Source organism: Mycoplasma sp. (ex Biomphalaria glabrata), from assembly GCF_001484045.1.
Classification (GTDB): Bacteria; Bacillota_I; Bacilli_A; order Mycoplasmatales.
The window spans coordinates 192,151-212,002 of the sequence record NZ_CP013128.1 but is presented as its reverse complement, the minus strand read 5'-3'; the positions used below and the strand labels follow the sequence as shown (position 1 = coordinate 212,002).

The following is a 19,852-nucleotide window of genomic DNA, read 5'->3' as shown; positions in this document are numbered from 1 at the left end:
CATGATTGGGAAATTATATTTTTCCAAAAATGCCACTGAAACTAGCAAAAAAAACATTTCAAAAATTATTGAAAATAATTCAAACATAATAAAATCCTTATCAGAGGATTTTATTTTTTGTTTAGGTGGCGATGGAACATTTTTGCATGCAGTTTTTAGTGAGAGAAAAAATGTAGATAACGCGATCTTTATCCCCATTGCTTGCGAAGCCACATTAGGTTTTTTTGTCGAATTTCACGAAAATGAAAATTTTCATGAAACATTTAAGGAAATAGTTTCTTCATGCGAAAAATCACAAGTCAAAGAAATTCCGTTAATATCTATTTATTTTGATGATGAAAAAAATCCATATTATGCCGTTAATGAAATTAAAGGTATGACCAGCATTAACACCGTTACATATAAAATTGATATTGATAGCGAGAATTTATATAAAAATATTCGTAGTAGTGGTTTTTATTTTTCTTCACGATATGGTAGTACGGGTTTCAATAAATCATATTATGGGCCAATTCTTTTAACCAATAATTATGTTTATAAAGATATCGTTCCAGTTAATAATAAAGCTTTAAAAGTTTTAGATTCGCATTTAATTTTAGGTAATAAAGCGGAAATTTTATTAGAAGGTAACTTTACAGATTTACTATTTACATGTGACGGATTACAAATTAAAAAAAGCAACGTTAAAAAAATTAAAATAGTTACAGGTGAAAAATGTGTCAAAATGTTGCAAAACAAAAATTTTAATAAAACACATTTAGATAAAATAAAAGGAGCATTTTTGTAATGTTAGCTAATGTATTAATGCTAGTTGTCATTTTAGAATTGCTCGCTATTCTTGTAGTTTTATTTCTAGTTGGTTCAATTAAGTATAAAATTCATAGTTTAGAATATTTATTTGAAGTCACAGTTCCGGAAAATCGCGAACTAATTGACGATTTGCTTAAAATATGTCACGGAAAAAGTAATGTTTCTGATTGATCATTTACAAAATATGAAATAATTTTCTTTTTAAAGAAACCGGTTCGTACCACTCATTTTGAAAAATTAGTCAAAAGAAATATCGATGTTAAAGAAATCCATAATTTCAATAAAACAGTTATCGTTCTTTTTAGAAAAGATGCATTTTCTTATGCAAAAGAATTAGAAAAAATCTAGTTACTTTCAATTTTATTTGTGTTTTTTCGACTTACTACAACTGGTATGATCAGAGGATTATGACTAGTTTTTTTGAAAATTTCGTTAGCAATACTTTCTTTAATCACATTTTTAATTTTTTGGAAGGTAGGGCGAATATCGGTTAGTACTTCATATAGATTTTCTTTTAACGTTTCAATAACTTCTTGCTCATCAAATTCATTATTAAATTTAATACCATTTTTGATAAAAATTGGATCTTTTTCTAATGTATTGTTTATTTGATTTAGTAAAACAATTACTGCTATAACTCCATTATTTAGCATGACAGTTCTATCGCCAATAATTGATGTTTTTTCATTATTTAAATCTTTACCATCAACATAAATATCGCCAGCTTCAATTCTTTTACCTACAAAAACTTTTTTATTTAATAAGTGTAATTGGTCACCATTAGATAGAATGAATGTTTTTTCGGTTGGAACACCACATTCAATAGCTGTTTTAGCATGAGCAACCAACATACTATATTCTCCATGTACTGGACAAAAATGCTTAGGTTGAATTAAATTTAACATTAATTTTTGTTCTTCTTTTGAAGCGTGACCACTTGTGTGTAATGAATTAGCAGCAGAATTGCGAATAATCTTTGCACCCATTCTTGTTAATTTATTACTTAATATCTCTACATTATATGTGTTACCTGGAATCGGGTTACTACTAAACACAATAGTATCACCAGGAATTAGTTTAATTTCTTTATGAGTTCCGTTAGCAATGCGGTTCAATGCAGCATTTGATTCACCTTGACTACCAGTACACAAAATTAAAATTTTATCAGGCGATAAACTTTTTGCTGCACGTGAATTAATAATTAAATTATTTGTGTCGATATCATCACCGATATAATTAATTTTATTACTAATTTTAACTATTTTTTCCATGCTACGACCAAAGACTAAAATTTTACGATCAAATTCAGATGCCACTTTAATAATTTGTTGGACTCTTCAAATATTACTTGCAAAAGTACTCATAATTAATCGACTGCTTGCATTCACAAAAATATTTCTAATAGCATTAATAACTTTTTGCTCACTAATAGTAACACCATCAACCATTGAATTAGTTGAATCACTCATTAAAATATCGACACCTTCATGACCTAAACGTGTCATTTCATAATAACTCGCTTTTTCCTCAAGAGGGGTAAAGTCAAATTTAAAATCACCAGTCGAGACGATTGTTCCGTTAACTGTTTTTAAGGCAACACCATAAGCATCAGGGATTGAGTGATTTTGGCGGAAAAAAGAAATGTGGAAGTGTTTTGTGTTAATTTTTAATTTTGTGGAAATTTCACGAATTTTTGGCATTTTTACTTTCATTTCGTAGTCATGTAATTTAGCAAAAATCAAATGAATAGCGATTTTTGGAGCATAAATATAGTTAATATTTACATTAGTTAATAATCAATAGATACAACCTATATGATCTTCGTGACCATGCGTAATAATTAGAGCTTTAATACGATGTTGATTTCTTCTTAAGTAAGAAAAATCAGGAATAATGCAATCAATTCCTAATTCGTTTTTACTTGGTAATTTCATTCCTGCATCTACAATGAATAATTCATCCTCATGTTCAATACAATACATATTTTTACCAACTTCTTGTAAACCACCTAATGATGTTCAAATTGTTGATATTTTATTATTGTTTTGTTTGTATTGTTTTTTTGAGTGAGTTTCTTTGTTTTCTTTTTCTAGATTAAGATTGGTTTCAAAATCATTTTCATTTTCAATTATTTTTTCGTTTTCTATTCTCATATTTCCTTCTATTCTATTGGGATAGGATTGTTGCCTGGATTATTTTTAAATTCGTTGTTGATGTAATCTGTAAATAAGATTCCCTTTAAATGATCAATTTCATGTTGAACAACGATGGCATCAAAACCTTCAAACTCCATTGTTATATTTTTATTTTCAATGTAATTAAAACCTTTAACTTTAACTTTATTATATCTGTAAACTTTATTATCGCTAACAATTTTATCGACACTTAAGCATCCTTCGCCATTTATTAAATAACATTTATTGTAACTATGTTCAATGATTGTCGGATTTATTAAAAAAAGTGTAAAGTTCGCATTATTAATATAAAACATTTTCTTTGGGAAACCGATTTGAATTGCACTTATACCAATTGCGGGTTTCAAATTATATTTACGAGCTAATTCGATTGATTGCGACAAATCAACATAATTAATCATTTTTTCAATTACATCTAGCATTTCTGCTTTTAATGGGAATTCAACATCGACTGATTTTTGTCTAATTAAAAACTCATGTTCTTTAATGATTTTTTTAGGTAAATTCATATTTTTTCCTTTGCAATAATTTATTATAGATGTAGTGAGGTGGATATATGCGAGTAATATCAGGTATAGCTCGGGGTAAGAAGTTAGTATCCATAAAAGGCACTTCGACTAGACCAACAATAGACCGAGTAAAAGAAAATCTCTTTAACATTATACAATTTAATATTGAAGATAGACAAGTGGCAGATTTATTTGCTGGAAGTGGTGCTTTAGTCATTGAATGTTTAAGTAGAGGTGCTAAAAAGGGCTACTTTGTTGAAAAAAATTTAGAGGCAATGGATGTTATCAAAGGCAATGTTCAAAATTGTAAATTTGACGAAAAAACTATTGAATATTTATTAATGTCATATGAACGAGCATTAGAATTATTTAATCGTCAAAAAATTAAATTTGATATTATTTTTTTAGACCCACCATACATTCTAAAATGTTTTGAAGAAATTTTAGAAAAAATTTATGAATATCAGCTATTAAATCAAAATGGCATAATTTGTATCGAAACATTTCGTGACAATAAAATTGTAATTGATGAAACAAAATATAAAATTGCAACTGAACGTAATTACGGTAATGTGAAAATAATAGTTTTGATAATTAAAAATTAAACATATAATAAAAACTAGATAATAAAATGAAGTATATATGAATAGAATAGGTTTATTTGCTGGGAGTTTTGACCCAATCACCAACGGTCATATCGATTTGATACAAAGATCATCAAAGATGTTTGATAAATTATATGTATGTGTAACTAATAATATTCAAAAGAAAACAAAATTTTCAATTGAAGAAAGATTTGAATTAACTAAAGATGTTGTGGAATCATTAAATTTACCAAACGTTGAAGTCATAAAACTTGATAATGTTTTAACAATTAAACATGCAAAAAAATTAGGTGTTAAATTTTTAGTTCGCTCAGTTAGAACTTCATATGATATCGAAAGAGAAATGTTGTTATCACATAATAACATAGCATTTGATTCTACTATTGAAACAATTTTGATTTTATGTTCATCAAAAAATGCTCATATTTCAAGTTCATATTGCTGAGAAATTGCTCATTACAAAGAGCCAATATCACACTTAGTTCCTAAAATGGTAGAGCAAGCCATGCTAAGGAAAATTAAGGAATTGTCTAGTGAAAAAAGGTAAATTAATAATTTTAAGTGGACCAAGTGGCGTCGGAAAAGGGACGATTCGTCATAAAATATTGCAAAATTACGATATTAATTTTTGATACTCTGTATCAATGACAACTCGCGGACCTAGACCTGGAGAACAAGAAGGAATAGACTATTTCTTTGTAACTAAAGAAGAATTTGAAAAACGTATAGAACATCATGATTTCTTAGAATATGCGCAATTTTCAGGAAATTATTATGGAACTCCGTTGAGCATAGTAGAAGAGAAACTTAATAGCGGGATAGATGTTTTTCTAGAAATTGAAGTTCAAGGAGCAACACAAGTTTTACTTAATAGAAAAATTAAAAATAAAGTATCAATTTTTTTAGCTCCTCCCTCATTTGAAGAATTAGAAAATAGAATAGTTGCAAGAAAAACCAATACACCGGATGATATTAAAAGACGTCTTGATAAAGCGCGTAGCGAAATGAATGAACAAGATAGGTATGACTATGTTGTTATTAACTCAGATTTGAATGTTGCTGCAAAACAAGTATACGAGATTATTAGTAGAGAATTAGGTATTTAATTCCGTGAATATTAAACAAATTTTTCTTTTATCTGCTATTATTTTTTTAATAATTTTTACTTTTACATATTTATTTTATATATATATTCGATTTACTCGTCACAAATTTAAAATAGGGTCGAAAATATGAGGTTTATTGTTATTAATTGGAGCAATTTTATTGTTTAGTGTAGCGGTTATTTTATTTATTTTTTATTGAGTTCAGTGAAAAAATAATATTTAACAAATTAAAATGTAATTAAGTATTTTACCTCTTAAAATGGTTTAAACTTAATATATATTATTGGGGTTATCATGCAAATAGAATATAGTATTGCCACAGAAAAAAGTAACAGTAGAAGTCACAATGAGGATGCTGCAACATTTGCCGCTAATCAAGATGGAATCATTTTTGCTGCTTTGTGTGATGGTATGGGTGGTCATTGTAATGGTGAAATAGCAAGTCAATTATCTCTCGAATATCTAAAAGAAGAATTCTTAAAAGCACGTAAAAATGATTTTAAAAATATTGAACGTTGAATTAATATCGCAATTAATAAAGTTCATAAAAGATTAGAAAACTATGGTCAAACTCACCCCGAGACTCAAGACATGGGAACAACACTTGTAGGATGTTTAATTTTTAGCGAGATGACCTATATTTTTAACATAGGTGATAGCCGAGCATATTTTATAAATGATGTTTTTGTTAAACAACTAACAGAAGATCAAAATTTAGAAAATTATGCAAAAACTAAAAAAATAGAATTAGATCTAATTTTAGATGTGAATTCTCAAGCATTAGTTAGTGCGTTAGGTCCAAAAAAAGAGTATGTTGTAGATTTATATAGAATTACAAATCAACCTGGTTATTTTTTGTTATGTAGCGATGGTTTTTATAATTTTATTTCTGAAACATCACTTATTGCAACGGCGATGAGACCAACTACAACCAAAGAAAAAACGAATGAATTGATTACTTATGTGCAAAATCGCACTAATGATAATGCAACAATTTTGATGATCGCTCTAAAAGAGGATAAATAGTGACAAATCTAATCAAAGGAAGATATGAAATAGTAGATACCATTGGTGAAGGCGGGATGGCCACTATTTTATTAGCAAAAGACGTTATTTATGGGCGTCATGTTGCCTTAAAACGTTTGAAAATCGAGGACATTAAAACAATTGAAACAAATTTAATTCGTTTTAAAAATGAAGCGCAAATTATTAGTGCAGTTTCATCAAGTTCGAATAATTTGGTTCATATATATGATTATTTTTCCGAGGGATTATATGAATATATTGTTATGGAATTTGTTGATGGAGAAAATTTAAAACAAGTTCTTAGGGAAAGATCGCACTTTCATTATTATGAGGCTTGCCAAATTCTATATGAAATAGCGAAAGGTCTAAAGGCTATTCATAATTGCAATATTGTACATCGCGATTTAAAACCAGAAAATATTTTAATTAAATCAGATGGAACAATTAAAATTGCAGATTTTGGTATTTCGATTTTAGAAGGGGCAAATCATTCTTTAACTAAAGCGAATGTTATTATAGGTAGCGTACAATATATGGCTCCTGAGGCAATCACTGACAAAGATAGTATTTCTAAAGCTACTGACATATATGCATTAGGTGTGATTCTATATGAGATGATTACAGGTTCAAATCCGTTCGTTAGAGCTAATATGTATGATATCTTACGTGACCAAATTAAAAGAAAAATTCCGTCAGTTAACACACGATTCCCAAATATTCCTAATAAGATTGATTTTTTTATCCAAAAATGTACTGCAAAAAATTTGAATAATCGATATAAAAATATTGATGATGTAATTAATGATTTAGAAATAATTCTCGATAAAAAGGAAAATAATTTAATAGCAGAAGTAAAAGATAAACACGAAGTAAATAACATTCCACTAAAGTGAAGGAGAAAACTTTCTCGTAAATCTGAAGCAGCTATGCCGTTTTTAGGAACAAAAAGAGTTATTTCTTTAATGATGATTTTATTAGTTGCACTTTTTGCCGGAATTATTATTGTATTAATTTTGGGAAAGAAATAATTTATGAACAAAAATTTTGACTTTTTAGTAATACAGTTTCTTAATAATTTTTATGTAATTGAAAACATAATGAATGAAAAAACATATTTGGCTACTTTAAGAGGCAAAATGCGATTAAATATTACTCCAAAAGTTGGTGATTTTGTCGAGGCAACAATTATTGATAATAACAAGGCAATTATTAGCGATGTTGAAGAAAGGAAAAATAATTTTGAACGTCCAAACGTTGCAAATATTGATAACATCTTTATTATCATGAGTTTTTTAGAACCTCATTTTGATCCGAATTTTGTTAATAAATTGTTGCTTCAATTTGAAATTAATAATTTGAAACCAGTAATCATTGCTTCAAAAAATGATTTAGAGCATGAATTAATAATCGACATATGAATGAAAATGTATCGAAAAATGGGTTATAAAGTTCATTCAATTTCAAATTTAAAAAATCAATCTTGATCTAAATTAAAAAAATATTTTGGAAATGGTAAGTTATTGTTTACAGGTAAATCTGGAGTTGGAAAAACAACTTTAATTAATAATGTTTATCCGAAATTGAATCTTCAAATAGGTGCTATTTCTGAAAAATTAAAACAAGGTAAACACACAACTCGCCACTCCTCATTAATTAAAATCGAAAAGAATGTTTGAATAATAGACACACCTGGTTTTTCGTTGATTGACTTGAATGAATATTCAAAAGAAGAATTAGCGAAAGGATATTTTGTATTTCGCGAACACATAGATAAATGCAAATTTGCTAATTGTACCCATACAAATGAACCTGGATGTGAAATTAAAAAACAAGTTGGCAATAAAATTCCGGAATTTTTTTATCAAAGTTATTTATTAATTATGGATGAAAAGCAAAATCAAACTAAGTTTTCACCCCGAAATAAATTAAAATAATATTATGAATATTAGCGTGTCGACATTAGATATAAATTATCTAAAAATAAAAGAAACAATTGATAACCTATATGAAGCGGGTTTTAGAAGTTTGCACCTAGATGTTATGGATGGTAATTTTGTTCCACAAGTGTCGTATGGTCCAAAATATGTCAAAGACATATGTGAAATGTACAAAGAAAAATTTGATTTAGGTTGCCATTTAATGGTACGAGACCCAATAAGAGATTTCCCGTTTTACGAAAAAACAGGAATCACTACCTTCATGTTTCATTTCGAATCTCTGTATTACCGTGAAATAAAACCGTTTATTACAGATATTAAGGCTAAAGGAATTAAACCAGGAATAGTTATTAATCCTAAAACCAATATTGAACAAATATATGAATATTTACCAAAAATTTCCTCAATTATGGTTATGAGTGTAGAACCTGGTTATGGTGGTCAACCTTTTCAAGAATCAACATATGCACGTGTAGAAAAAATTGCTAAATATCGTGAAGCTAAAAGTTTAGAATTTGAGATAATTGTTGATGGCGGAATTAATCCAACTAACGCTAAAGAACTTAAAAAATTAGGAGCTAACACTTTTGTTGTAGGTTCTTATATTTGAAAGGCTTCAAATTACAAAGATGCATTGATGGAGTTCGATAATTAATGAAAGAATGTGTCATTTTAGCGACTTCTGAAATTAATGATTATTTGAAGAAAATAATTCATTGTGGTGCACCAATTATTGCTACTGAACGTGGAGTTTTATACGCAATTCAAAATAATTTAAATTTAGTGTATTCAATTGGTGATTTCGATTCATTGACTACTTTGGAATGAAATTTTGTTAATTCCAGCTTATCTAATGTTAAAAAACTGAATTGGGACAAAGATAAAACTGATTTAGAGGAATGCTTTGAATATGCATTGAATGAAGGATTTAATAAATTTCACATTATTACAAAAAATGGTAATCGATGAGATCATTGCATTAACAATTTAAATTTTTTAAAAAAAAACAAAGAATTAAATATTACTCTTTATAGTGCAAATAATCGTGTCTATGTAATAAAAAAGGGTAAAAATCAAATTTATCCCACTTTTCACTATATTTCTTTATTTCCATTCAGTGATGACTTAATTACAACGGACGGATTATATTGAAATTGAGTTGATAAAAAAGTTACCAATAGTGATGCATCAATCTCAAATCAATTAGAAAATAAAAAAATGAATGCATTTAGCATTCATTCTAAGAGTGGATCAATACTTGTTATTGAAACAATCGATTAATTAGTTTTTGATTTATTTAATGTTTTTAAAGCTCTTGCTGAAACTTTAATTTTTACAGTTTGTCCATCAATAACTAGTTTTTTAGTTTGTAAGTTTGCTTGTCATTTACGTCTTGTTGCGTTCATAGCATGACTTCTATTGTTTCCAGACATAAATGATTTACCAGTTAGATCACATTTTCTCGACATCTTCTATTCCTTTTTTAAAGCAACTAGTGTAAGTTGACTTTCCATTAATAAATATTAACATACTTTATATTTTATAGGAAATAAAAAATTAAAAATTAATTTATAATTAATAGGAAAGAATGTTTTTGTAAATATTCTTAGCTATTTGAAATAGATAAAGGGGATCTATGTTAAAAACTAATTTAAAATTAGGGACTTTACAAATAAACGAAAAGTTAATTTTCGAATTAATTAATTCATGTATTATTGAGATTCCTGGTGTGAAAGGGTTGGCTGATTTTAAATTATTTTTAAATAAATCGGATTTTGATCAAACTAAAAGTATTAGTACAACCCTAAAAAAAGCATGAAAAAAGAAAAGTATCGATGTTAAGTGAGATCAAAATACTAAAATTTACAATTTAGATATTCATGTGATTTTGAAATTAAATGTGAATGTGCATTCGATTATGTCAAGCATCACTGAACGAGTTCTTTATGAGTTAAAAGAACATTTAAATTTAGAAATTGTGAAGATTCACATTTATATTGAGGATTTTGGTGCATAATATGAATAAAATTTCTATTAATCAATTTTATGATATGTTAATTTTTGCTTATAAGCATTTTTCACATCATGTGGCACAAATTAATAATTTAAACGTTTTCCCTGTACCAGATTGCGACACAGGGACAAATATGTTTTTAACATTTACTAATGGAATTAAATTAATCGAAAATAAAAATTTTAAAACGATTCAAGATTTAACTCATGATTTTGCTAAAGGTTTATTGCTAGGAGCGAGAGGGAATTCTGGAGTTATTTTTAGCCAAATTTTTAATGGAATATCACTAAATTTGCAAGACTTAAATTTGTTAGAAGAATTAACAGTTTCTGATTTATGCGAAGGATTAGCTCGTGGAGTAGAAGAAGCTTATAGCTCTGTTTTAAAACCTATTGAGGGGACAATTTTGACGGTTATTCGCGAGACATCAGCAGCAGCAAACAAGGAAAAACCAAAAAAATAAATGATTTATTGGAATTACTTGTAAAAGAAAGTCGCAAATCGCTTGAAAATACACCTAATTTATTACCATTATTAAAAAAAGCGGATGTTGTTGATTCGGGGGGAATGGGTTTACATCAAGTTTTTGTCGGATTTCAAAAATACTTTGCTGGAGAAACCGTTGAACTAGCAAGTGGAAATGTTACTAATCAAAGTGAAAATGCTAAAAATCATAACGTAGATAATCAACAATTTGGTTATTGTTCAGAAGGTATTTTGGAAATGAAAGATACTTTCATTTTTGATAAAAAACAAATTGAAATCGATTTAGAAAAAAAAGGATGCGATTCAATTGTTATCGTTGCGATGGATAATTTATTAAAATTTCATGCTCATACTTTTAAACCGGGGGAACTGATTACCTATTTTCAAAACATGGGAGAATTTCATAAATTGAAAATAGAAAATATGCAATACCAAGTTGAGGAGCATCAAATTATTGATTTAAATCAAAATTCAAAAGAACCCACTAAAAAAGAGCGAGCAAAATTTGCAACAATTGCTGTAGGTTCGGGTGAAGGAGTATATTCTATTGCTAAAGAGTTAGGAATCGATTATTTAATTTCTGGTGGAGCAACAAATAATCCATCCTTACAGGATTTTATTGTAGCTATAGATACAATAAATGCTGAAAATGTCATCATTTTTCCAAATGATAGCAATATCTATTTAGTAGCTTTACAAGCACAAAAACATTCAGCAAACTCGAATATTAAAATTGTTAAAACCACGAATATGGTTGAATCATTTATTATTTCACAATATATTGATAAAGAAGCGCCATTTGAAGATATTGTTAGAGAATGTGAGCAAATATTAGAAAAAATACAATATTGCATTATTACAACGGCAGCTAAGAATATTGTTTTGGATAACGTGAAAGTTCGTAAAGATGATTATTTGGTTATGGTTAAACCTAAAAAAATTATCGCTTCATGCAAATCATTTGATAAAGCATTAGAAATTATTTCCAATAAAGTAATTCCAAAAAATGTTGGGATGGTGAGTTTCTTAATGGGGCAAGAACTAGATTTAGAACAAGTAGATTCGATTGAAAAAATGGCTAAGAAATTGCATATTGAACATGAAATCCTTCAAACAAATCAACCAGTTTACTTCACAATAATTGGTTTTGAGGTTGATAATGCATAAAATCATTGCTGTTGATATTACAGGTGCTGACAATGGACCAGCGGAAATATTAAAAGTTGTCAAAAAATTTGCTCAAAAAAATAGTAATTTTCATTTCATTTTAGTTGGTAATAAAGAAGATTTCGAAAATTATGAACCACTTAAGAATATGAGCATCGAATTGGTTGCTTTTCGTATTAGTCACGCTGATACGCCATTAGCTTTTCGTAAAAAACAAGACAACCCTATTAGTAAAATTATTGAATTATTAGAAACTAAAAAAGCAAATATCGCTATTTCAGCTGGCAATAGTGGAGTACTTTTAGCTAATACATTTTTAAAACTAAAACGTTTAAACACTGAATATATCCCCGGTTTTATGGCATTTTTCCCACCTTTCGAAAAAAACGATAATCCAAAATTAGTTTTGGACGTTGGTGCTAATTTGACCGTAAAACCGGAAGGTTTGGTTGGATTTGCTAGAATGGCAACATCATTTTATCAACATTATTATGGGGTTAGTAGACCGACTGTCGGATTATTAAGTAATGGAACAGAGAAATGAAAAGGACTAGAACACATTCAATTAGCACACGAATTATTAGAAAAGGATAAAAAAATTCATTTTTACGGTAATGTAGAATCAAAAGACCTTGTAAATTTACCGGTTGATATTTTAGTGGGAGATGGATGAACTAGCAATATAGCATTAAAAAGTATGGAAGGTGCTCTGAAATACTTAGGTCAATCCATTAAGTTATCTATTAAAGAAAATAATTTAAAAACAAAAATTGGTGGATTACTAGTTAAAAAAACATTAACCAATGTTGCTAATAAATTCGATCATCGAAAAGCGGGAGGAGCATTGATAATAGGTTTTGATTCTCTTATAATAAAAGCGCATGGTTCAAGTGATGAAATTTCCTTTGAGGCGGTGTTTGAACAAGCAAAAAATATCCTAGATAAGGAAATTTTAAAAAAATTAAAGAAAGACATTTTATAAATGAAAAATAATGTTCAAATATATAAACAAGAGAAATTGAATGAAATAACTAAATTTTTAGAAAGTCAAAACATTAAATTTAAAAATTTTGATTTATATATCGAAGCGTTTACCCATGGTTCTTTTTTTATGGGGAAAAAGATGGGAATTAATTATCAAAGATTAGAATTTTTAGGAGATTCCGTCTTAGCAACTGTTACATCTAAATTTCTATATTATAATTATGAAATTTCTGAAGGAGAAATGACAAAACTTCGTGCAAAAATGGTTTGCAAACCGACATTAGCTAGTTTTTCAAGACAATTAAAATTGGAAGATGTTATTATCATTCACGAAAATATGCCAAAATCCGAAATTAACACTAAAATTTTAGGAGATACTCTTGAGTCATTTTTAGGAGCATTTTTTATTGATCAAGGTTATGAGGAAGTAGAAAAATTTTTGCTTAAAAATTTTTTTCCGCAAGTTTTAGCAATTATTGAAGAAATTGATGTCGAAGACTACAAGACTAAATTGCAAGAAATTCTTCAAACAAAATCAGCTAAGATTTTACAATACAATATAATTAATCGTAAAAATAATAAAAAAAGTAATAGCGTAGTGTTTACGGTTGGTGTTTATTATGATGGTAATGAACTAGGTAGAGGACAAGATACTTCTCGAAAAAAAGCTGAACAAAAAGCTGCATTGGATGCTTTAAATAAGTTGTCTAATGACGAGGAGATGAAAATTGTCTTGAGTTAAATATCATTGGATTAAAATATTTTGAAGTTTAGTAATTTTTTCTAGCATTTTTGCTTTATTTGCTTTGGCAGATGAAATATCTGGCGGGAAAGTAAATGATGTTAGTTTAATACGAGATTCTTTGTTGAATCCATGAGTACAATTATTCGCCGGCAGTATTACATTTTTTTTAATAGTTCCAGCTTGATGCAAAAGTGCATGAAACGTTTGAAAAACATGAAAATTTATCGGTTTAGATTTTTTGATTTCTTTTTCAGCTGTTGTTTCTTTTATCGCATCATTAACTTTTTTAATTATGATGCAGACTGGTCAAAATTTATCTTCTAGAACGAATGGAGATGTACCTAATTATTCATATTTTTATACAACAACAATGTTGTTATTTTTTGCTAATTTAGGTCATTACTTGGAATCAAAAATTGTCGCAAGTTCTAATAAAAATTTAGAAGCGCTAGAAAATGTTATTCCTAAAAAAATTGTAGTTATAAATGGTAAAGATACAAAAATTAAGGCGATTGAGGATATTAAAGTTGGTGAAATTATTCGAGTTGCTAAAGGCGGATTGGTTCCTTTTGATTGTGAGCTAATTTCTGAAAAAGCAAAAATGAATAATAAAATTTGAACCGGAAATACAGATGAACAAATTTATCAAAAAGGAAATGAAATTATTTCCGGTTCTGTTAATGTAGAGAATGCTATAGAATTAAAAGTTATTCGCCCATTTAACGCTTCTTCAATCGCCCAATTATTTACAGTTCTGTCTAAATCAAAAAATTCTAGCGATCGAATTACCAATTTTACCGAAAAAGCATCAAAATATGTTTTTATTATTCAAGTAATTCTATTTATTGCATCATTATTATTTTGAATGTTGTTTTTGTATTGATATTACAATGAGAATATTTGATTCAGTTTTGCTCAAGGATTTTTAAAAGGAATGACTATGGTAATTATTGTTTGTCCTTGTGCTTTCTCTTTAACGGCACCATTGCTATTAACAATAGCTGTTTGAAAAGGATATCGTCAAAATATTGCCATCAAAAATTTTACTATTCTTGATGAAATTAGCAAAATTAATTGTATTGCTTTCGACAAGACAGGCACTCTAACAAAATCAGGTGTTAAAATTATTAATTTAGAATCATTAAATGATAATCAAGAATATTTAGATATGTTGTATTCAATTGAATTGTATTCTAATCATCCAATTGCAAAATCTATTTGTCACATCGTTTCTTATACTAATCTGTATAAATTTGAAGATGTTCGCGAGATAGTTGGTTCAGGAATAGAGGCTAAATATAATAAACAAAAAATTGTTGTTGGTGATAGAAAACATATTCTTTCAAAATATCCGAACGTAAATTTTAATAGTTTTAATCAAAAAAATGTTCTATGTATCGATAATGAAGTAGTTGTTGGTTTTGATGTTGATGATAATTTAAAAGAGAACGCTATTTCTACAATTATTAATTTACAAAAAGATAACTATGATGTATATATTTTGACGGGTGACAATTCTAAAAGCGTTTCTAGCTCTATTTCGAACACTTTAGAAAAATCAAACATTTTTACAAATTTATCACCAAAAGAAAAAGGCGAAATTATAGATATGCTGCAACAGGAGCATTTTTATAATGTTATGTATGTGGGAGATGGTTTTAATGATGCCTTTGCAGCTCATAAAGCGAAAATATTCTTACCGATTTATTCAGGTAATGACTTTTCGCTAGTAAGTGGTGATGTAATTTTATTAAATGATAGAATCGAGAATGTACATTATTTAATAAAATTATTAGCTGCAACAAATCGATATATTAAAATTGCAATTATTTGGTCGTTTATTTACAACATTATTGCTATCATATTAGGTTTATTAGGAATTATTCCAACGGCTTTAGCTGGATTAAGTATGATTATTAGCGATTTGATATTATTTGCAATCGTTCTTTTCTTTAAGTATAAGAAAATTACCTAATTATTTTTAATTTTGTGAAAAATTTAAATATATAATGAAACTACAAAAGGTGGGGATTTAATAATATGTATTTAAAGAGAATGGAAATATTTGGTTTTAAATCGTTTGGTCGCCCAGTAAAAATAAATTTTCACAACGGAATTAACGGAATTGTTGGACCGAATGGTTCGGGAAAATCAAATATTAGCGATGCTGTTAAATGAGTTTTTGGTTCAAATAGTAAGGAAGCACTTCGTACTAGTGATTCTGAAGATATTATTTTTAAAGGCAATGGAACAGAAGAACCTTTAAATTTTGCAGAAGTAAAATTAATCTTTGACAATGAAGATTTGTTACTACCTTATGAAACTAAAGAAGTGGAAATTTGCAAACGAGCATATCGTGATGACCAAGAAAATGAATATTACATTAATCGCATTCAAGTTCGTTTAAAAGACATTCAAAATTTATTGTGAGATTTAGGAATATCGAAAAATAGTTTAGCCCTAATTTCTCAAGGAAATTTGACAGAATTTATTACTTCATCGCCAGAAAAAAAACGCGCTATTTTTGAAGAAGCTGCTGGAATTGCAAAATACCGCCAACGAAAAATAGAATCAGTTAGAAAATTAGAACGTACTGAAGAAAACTTAGCACAAGTACAAAATATAATTGACGAAATTTCTCGCCACCTAGGTTATTTAGAAAAACAAGCAAAAAAAGCAGAAAAATACTTAGAAATTAAAAATAATTTGCAACAAATTGAAATATCTTGATTAGCTTATAATCTTAAAAATTTGAATGAGAAAAAAAATAATGTTTTAGAAATTTTAAATGAATTGAAAATTAAACAAGAATATTTGACTACCGAATTAACAAAACAAGAAGCCCAGATTAATTCAGCAAAAAACAAATTAGACATTATTGATTTGAATATTTCTACAAAACAAGAACAATTAACAAAGAATATTGATAAGTTAGAGAAAATTAAAACAACAAACGATCATGATAAATCTTCCTCTGAGGATTGAAATTTAAAAATATTGGAAAACGAAAGAACCGTAAAAGAGGAAAAATTAAAAGAATTAGTAGATTTTATTGATTCTAATCGTCATCAATTAGAAATATTAGATCGCGAAATTGTTTTATTGGAACAAAAACTTCTTTTAAATCAAGAAAAAAAATTTAATCTTCAATTCCAAATTAGTAATTTAAATAGCAAAAATCAGTATTCACACGGGATAGATTTTTTATTAAAAAATTCAATGGTTGTTAATGGTATTATCGATATTGTTGAAAATCTACTTTTACCAAAAGAGGAAAAGTATAATATTGCAGTAAGTAGTTTATTAAGTTCAACAAGAAGAAATTTAGTTGTTAACACAAAAGCAACTGCACAAAAATGCATTGAAATTTTAAAAAATAATAAATTAGGACGTGTTACATTTATTCCGTTAGATAATATTATTTCAAGAGAAATTGATGAGCAATCAATGTTTGTTTTATCAAAACAACAAGGTTATATAGGGGTAACAACATCCCTAATTCAATTTGACAAGAAATACGATGTTCTTGCGAAAAATTTATTAGGCAGATCAATTGTTGTCGATACTTTTGATAATGCTTCTAATATTTTTTTAACGTTAAATAAAAAATATTTTGTTGTTTCCTTAGACGGAAGTGTTTTTAATCCAAGTGGAATGGTAACCGGTGGAAATTTAAAATTAGATAGCATCTACAATAGTGTAAATTTAAAAAAATTAGAAGAAGAATTTAATGACACACTTAATTTAATAAAAGAAATTCAGGTAAAAATAGTTGAGGCTAGAGGAACTATTCAAAACAATGAAAAAAATAACCAGAATTTTTTAATAAACGTTAAATTACTAGAAAAAGAATTAGAAGAAATCAGTTTCAAATTAAGTAAATTTGAATCATCGCTTGGAAAAAATTTAGATAGCGATATAAATGGATTATTGAGTGAAAAAGAGAATTTAAAGCAATCATTAAATTCATTACATGATGAAAGACTTTATTTAGTTAATAATTTAATTGCGAAAGAGAGTCAATATAAATTATTATTAAACGAAGAAAAAGAAGTTAACCATAATATTCACGAGGGAAATATGCAAATTCTAGGATTTGATAAAGATATTGCTTCGTATTTAAATCGTTTAGTAGAAGAATACCAAATTACTTACGAATTAGCATTAGAAAGATTTAAAAAATCAGGGATTGAAATTACATCTGAATTAACACATCAAATTCACAGTTTAAAAAATGAAATGAACGAATTATTACCAGTAAATATTGATTCGATTGAATTGTATAATCAAGAAAAAACTCGTTTTGATTTTTTATCAAAACAATACACTGAAATTAATCAGGCTAAGTCAGAAATTTTAAACACGCTAAGTGATTTGGATAAAATAATTGTTGAAAAATTTGGTCAGATAATTATTGAAACAAACAAATACTTACCAACCACTTTATCAAAATTAGCTGGTCATGGTGAGGCAAAAATTTATTTTCTTGATCCAAACAATATTTTAGAAACGGGAATAGATCTACAAATTAATTTACCAGGTAAAAAAATTAATAATTTAAATTTATTAAGTGGCGGAGAAAAATCGTTAGTAGCATTGGCAACATTATTTGCAATTTTATGTGTTAAACCTTTACCTTTTGTTATTTTAGATGAAGCTGAAGCGGCACTTGATATTTCTAATGTCACTCGTTTCGCTAATTATTTGCGTGAAGTTAAAAACACACAGTTTATTGTTGTAACCCATCGTTCTGGAACAATGGAAAAATGCGAAAGTTTATGCGGCATTACAATGGAAGAAAAAGGTATTAGTAAAGTTGTTGGTATTTCATTAGAATCGGCTAAAGAAATGATTGATAAAACTAATGTTACATCTCTATAAAAATCCTTCTAACTAAAATGTTTCTAATTTACAATTAAATTATGTTGCTAAAAAAACTTTTTAATAAATTTAAACCAAAAAATGAAAATCACGAGAGAGAAGAAAAGGTTTATAAAGCCTTAACCAAATCTCGATTTAGTTTTAGTCAAAAAATTAATAGTCTATTTATAAACTTTAAGGAAGTTGACGAAAAATTTTTAGATGAACTCGAAGAAATATTAATTACAAGCGATGTTAATGTCAATATTGTTGATCAAGTTACTGAGAAAATTCGATACGAAATACGCCGTAAAAAAATTACAGATATTGAAGAAATAAAAGGGATTATTGTTGAAGAACTATTTAATAGTTTTTCAGAGGTAAATGACAAAGTATCATTAAGTTTAAATAATGAATTTAACATTATTTTAGTTGTTGGAGTCAATGGCGTAGGTAAAACAACAACCATCGCTAAACTCGCACATAATTTAAAATCAAAATATTCTAAAATCGGTATCGTTGCAGCTGACACATTTCGAGCTGGGGCAGTTGAACAACTAAAAATTTGATCAGAACGTTTAGGTGTGAATTTTGTGGGTCCGAAAAGTCCAAAACAAGATCCAGCTAGTGTTATTTTTGACGGGATTGATAAAGCTCAACTTGAAAAGTGAGAAGTTTTAATTTGCGATACTGCTGGGAGATTAGAAAATAAACAAAATTTAATGGCTGAAATCCAAAAAATTCATAAAATAATTCAACGTAAATTTCCGAATCAACCAATGGAATCTCTCTTGATATTAGATGCTACAACTGGGCAAAATGGAATTTCACAAGCTTTAGTTTTTAATGAAGCGTGTGGTTTAACCGGGATAATTTTGACAAAAATGGATGGTTCGTCAAAGGGAGGAATCGTTTTATCAATTGCTCAGTCTTTTCAAATACCGATTAAATATTTAGGTGTTGGGGAAGCAATTGATGATTTGATTGAATTTAACGCAAAAGAATATATTTATAATTTAATATCAGGACTTGGTTCGACAAATGAGTAAAAATTTATTGCAACCAAAAAGTGTTTATATAACTAACATATATGATGTATATAATTCACTTCTAACGGATAAGCAACGCTTGTATTTTGAACAATATTACTTTTATGACGTTACACTGCAAGAAATTGCGGATGCTTGTGGCATTTCGAAAAATGCAGTAAGCGATTCTATTATTAAAACAACAAAAATATTAATAGACTATGAAAATAATTTAAAAATATTGTCTAAACAAGAATCAGTTGTGGCTTTAGTCGATAAATTTAAAGATAATAGAATGTCAAAGGATGAGTTCCTTAAAAAATTAGAAAATTTTTATTAATAATTATTTGCTAAAATTATTTTTAGTGAAAATAGGGTAG

At 27.7% G+C, this 19,852-nt stretch carries 22 protein-coding genes; 19 read left to right on the top strand and 3 right to left on the bottom strand.

Going from position 1 to position 19,852, the window contains the following annotated elements; translation table 4 throughout:
- Position 1: 1 nt before the first annotated feature.
- Together ASO20_RS00775 and ASO20_RS00770 are read left to right on the top strand one after the other, a co-directional pair.
- Positions 2 to 787, top strand: a complete 786-nt coding sequence (locus ASO20_RS00775) for a hypothetical protein (RefSeq protein WP_085056017.1) — start codon at positions 2 to 4, stop codon at positions 785 to 787.
- A complete protein-coding gene (locus ASO20_RS00770) occupies positions 787 to 1,158 on the top strand; it encodes a hypothetical protein (RefSeq protein WP_085056016.1) in 372 nt (123 codons plus the stop codon). Before ASO20_RS00775 ends, ASO20_RS00770 begins: the two co-directional genes overlap by 1 nt.
- Here the strand turns inward: ASO20_RS00770 and ASO20_RS00765 are convergent.
- A complete protein-coding gene (locus ASO20_RS00765; RefSeq protein WP_085056015.1) occupies positions 1,155 to 2,963 on the bottom strand; it encodes a ribonuclease J in 1,809 nt (602 codons plus the stop codon). The genes ASO20_RS00770 and ASO20_RS00765 overlap by 4 nt on opposite strands.
- A gap of 8 nt (positions 2,964 to 2,971) precedes the next feature.
- Positions 2,972 to 3,514 carry a peptide deformylase gene (gene def / locus ASO20_RS00760; RefSeq protein WP_085056014.1) on the bottom strand — a complete coding sequence of 181 codons (543 nt, stop codon included), beginning with the start codon at positions 3,512 to 3,514 and terminating at the stop codon, positions 2,972 to 2,974.
- Positions 3,515 to 3,561: 47 nt separating this feature from the next.
- Here def and rsmD point away from each other — a divergent pair, with 47 nt between their 5' ends.
- The 8 genes from rsmD to ASO20_RS00720 all read left to right on the top strand — a co-directional run bounded on the left by rsmD (position 3,562) and on the right by ASO20_RS00720 (position 9,469).
- The gene (gene rsmD / locus ASO20_RS00755) at positions 3,562 to 4,119 is read left to right on the top strand and encodes a 16S rRNA (guanine(966)-N(2))-methyltransferase RsmD (protein WP_085056013.1); all 558 of its coding nucleotides are present in this window, start codon (positions 3,562 to 3,564) and stop codon (positions 4,117 to 4,119) included.
- Between the two features lie 37 nt (positions 4,120 to 4,156).
- On the top strand, positions 4,157 to 4,666 hold the full coding sequence (gene coaD, locus ASO20_RS00750) for a pantetheine-phosphate adenylyltransferase (protein WP_085056012.1): 510 nt from the start codon (positions 4,157 to 4,159) through the stop codon (positions 4,664 to 4,666).
- A complete protein-coding gene (gene gmk, locus ASO20_RS00745; protein ID WP_085056011.1) occupies positions 4,653 to 5,225 on the top strand; it encodes a guanylate kinase in 573 nt (190 codons plus the stop codon). The genes coaD and gmk overlap by 14 nt, the downstream gene beginning before the upstream one ends.
- A 294-nt stretch (positions 5,226 to 5,519) precedes the next feature.
- The gene (locus ASO20_RS00740) at positions 5,520 to 6,251 is read left to right on the top strand and encodes a PP2C family protein-serine/threonine phosphatase (protein WP_085056010.1); all 732 of its coding nucleotides are present in this window, start codon (positions 5,520 to 5,522) and stop codon (positions 6,249 to 6,251) included.
- Positions 6,251 to 7,279, top strand: coding sequence for a serine/threonine protein kinase (locus ASO20_RS00735; RefSeq protein WP_085056009.1), 1,029 nt, complete (start codon positions 6,251 to 6,253; stop codon positions 7,277 to 7,279). Before ASO20_RS00740 ends, ASO20_RS00735 begins: the two co-directional genes overlap by 1 nt.
- Before the next feature lie 3 nt (positions 7,280 to 7,282).
- Positions 7,283 to 8,185, top strand: coding sequence for a ribosome small subunit-dependent GTPase A (gene rsgA / locus ASO20_RS00730; RefSeq protein ID WP_085056008.1), 903 nt, complete (start codon positions 7,283 to 7,285; stop codon positions 8,183 to 8,185).
- Between the two features lie 4 nt (positions 8,186 to 8,189).
- Positions 8,190 to 8,843, top strand: a complete 654-nt coding sequence (locus ASO20_RS00725) for a ribulose-phosphate 3-epimerase (RefSeq protein ID WP_085056007.1) — start codon at positions 8,190 to 8,192, stop codon at positions 8,841 to 8,843.
- Complete coding sequence (locus ASO20_RS00720; RefSeq protein ID WP_085056006.1) at positions 8,843 to 9,469, top strand: thiamine diphosphokinase; 627 nt, start codon at positions 8,843 to 8,845, stop codon at positions 9,467 to 9,469. Before ASO20_RS00725 ends, ASO20_RS00720 begins: the two co-directional genes overlap by 1 nt.
- Here ASO20_RS00720 and rpmB read toward each other — a convergent pair.
- Positions 9,466 to 9,657, bottom strand: a complete 192-nt coding sequence (gene rpmB / locus ASO20_RS00715; RefSeq protein WP_085056005.1) for a 50S ribosomal protein L28 — start codon at positions 9,655 to 9,657, stop codon at positions 9,466 to 9,468. The genes ASO20_RS00720 and rpmB overlap by 4 nt on opposite strands.
- Before the next feature lie 167 nt (positions 9,658 to 9,824).
- Here rpmB and ASO20_RS00710 point away from each other — a divergent pair, with 167 nt between their 5' ends.
- From ASO20_RS00710 to ylxM, 9 genes are all read left to right on the top strand, one after another.
- Positions 9,825 to 10,205, top strand: a complete 381-nt coding sequence (locus ASO20_RS00710) for an Asp23/Gls24 family envelope stress response protein (RefSeq protein WP_085056004.1) — start codon at positions 9,825 to 9,827, stop codon at positions 10,203 to 10,205.
- 1 nt (position 10,206) lies between these two features.
- A complete protein-coding gene (locus ASO20_RS00705) occupies positions 10,207 to 10,665 on the top strand; it encodes a DAK2 domain-containing protein (RefSeq protein ID WP_085056003.1) in 459 nt (152 codons plus the stop codon).
- An 8-nt stretch (positions 10,666 to 10,673) separates the two neighbouring features.
- Entirely contained in the window at positions 10,674 to 11,855 is a 1,182-nt protein-coding gene (locus ASO20_RS00700) for a DAK2 domain-containing protein (RefSeq protein ID WP_085056002.1), read from the top strand.
- Positions 11,848 to 12,837: a phosphate acyltransferase PlsX gene (gene plsX, locus ASO20_RS00695; protein WP_085056001.1), complete on the top strand. Its 990-nt coding sequence runs from the start codon at positions 11,848 to 11,850 to the stop codon at positions 12,835 to 12,837. The genes ASO20_RS00700 and plsX overlap by 8 nt, the downstream gene beginning before the upstream one ends.
- The gene (gene rnc, locus ASO20_RS00690; RefSeq protein ID WP_085056000.1) at positions 12,838 to 13,581 is read left to right on the top strand and encodes a ribonuclease III; all 744 of its coding nucleotides are present in this window, start codon (positions 12,838 to 12,840) and stop codon (positions 13,579 to 13,581) included.
- Positions 13,550 to 15,559: a heavy metal translocating P-type ATPase gene (locus tag ASO20_RS00685; RefSeq protein ID WP_085055999.1), complete on the top strand. Its 2,010-nt coding sequence runs from the start codon at positions 13,550 to 13,552 to the stop codon at positions 15,557 to 15,559. Before rnc ends, ASO20_RS00685 begins: the two co-directional genes overlap by 32 nt.
- Positions 15,560 to 15,624: 65 nt before the next feature.
- On the top strand, positions 15,625 to 18,465 hold the full coding sequence (locus ASO20_RS00680; protein WP_085055998.1) for an AAA family ATPase: 2,841 nt from the start codon (positions 15,625 to 15,627) through the stop codon (positions 18,463 to 18,465).
- Positions 18,466 to 18,506: 41 nt separating this feature from the next.
- Positions 18,507 to 19,493 carry a signal recognition particle-docking protein FtsY gene (ftsY, locus tag ASO20_RS00675; RefSeq protein WP_085055997.1) on the top strand — a complete coding sequence of 329 codons (987 nt, stop codon included), beginning with the start codon at positions 18,507 to 18,509 and terminating at the stop codon, positions 19,491 to 19,493.
- Positions 19,486 to 19,812: a YlxM family DNA-binding protein gene (gene ylxM, locus ASO20_RS00670; RefSeq protein WP_085055996.1), complete on the top strand. Its 327-nt coding sequence runs from the start codon at positions 19,486 to 19,488 to the stop codon at positions 19,810 to 19,812. Before ftsY ends, ylxM begins: the two co-directional genes overlap by 8 nt.
- Positions 19,813 to 19,852: the final 40 nt, after the last annotated feature.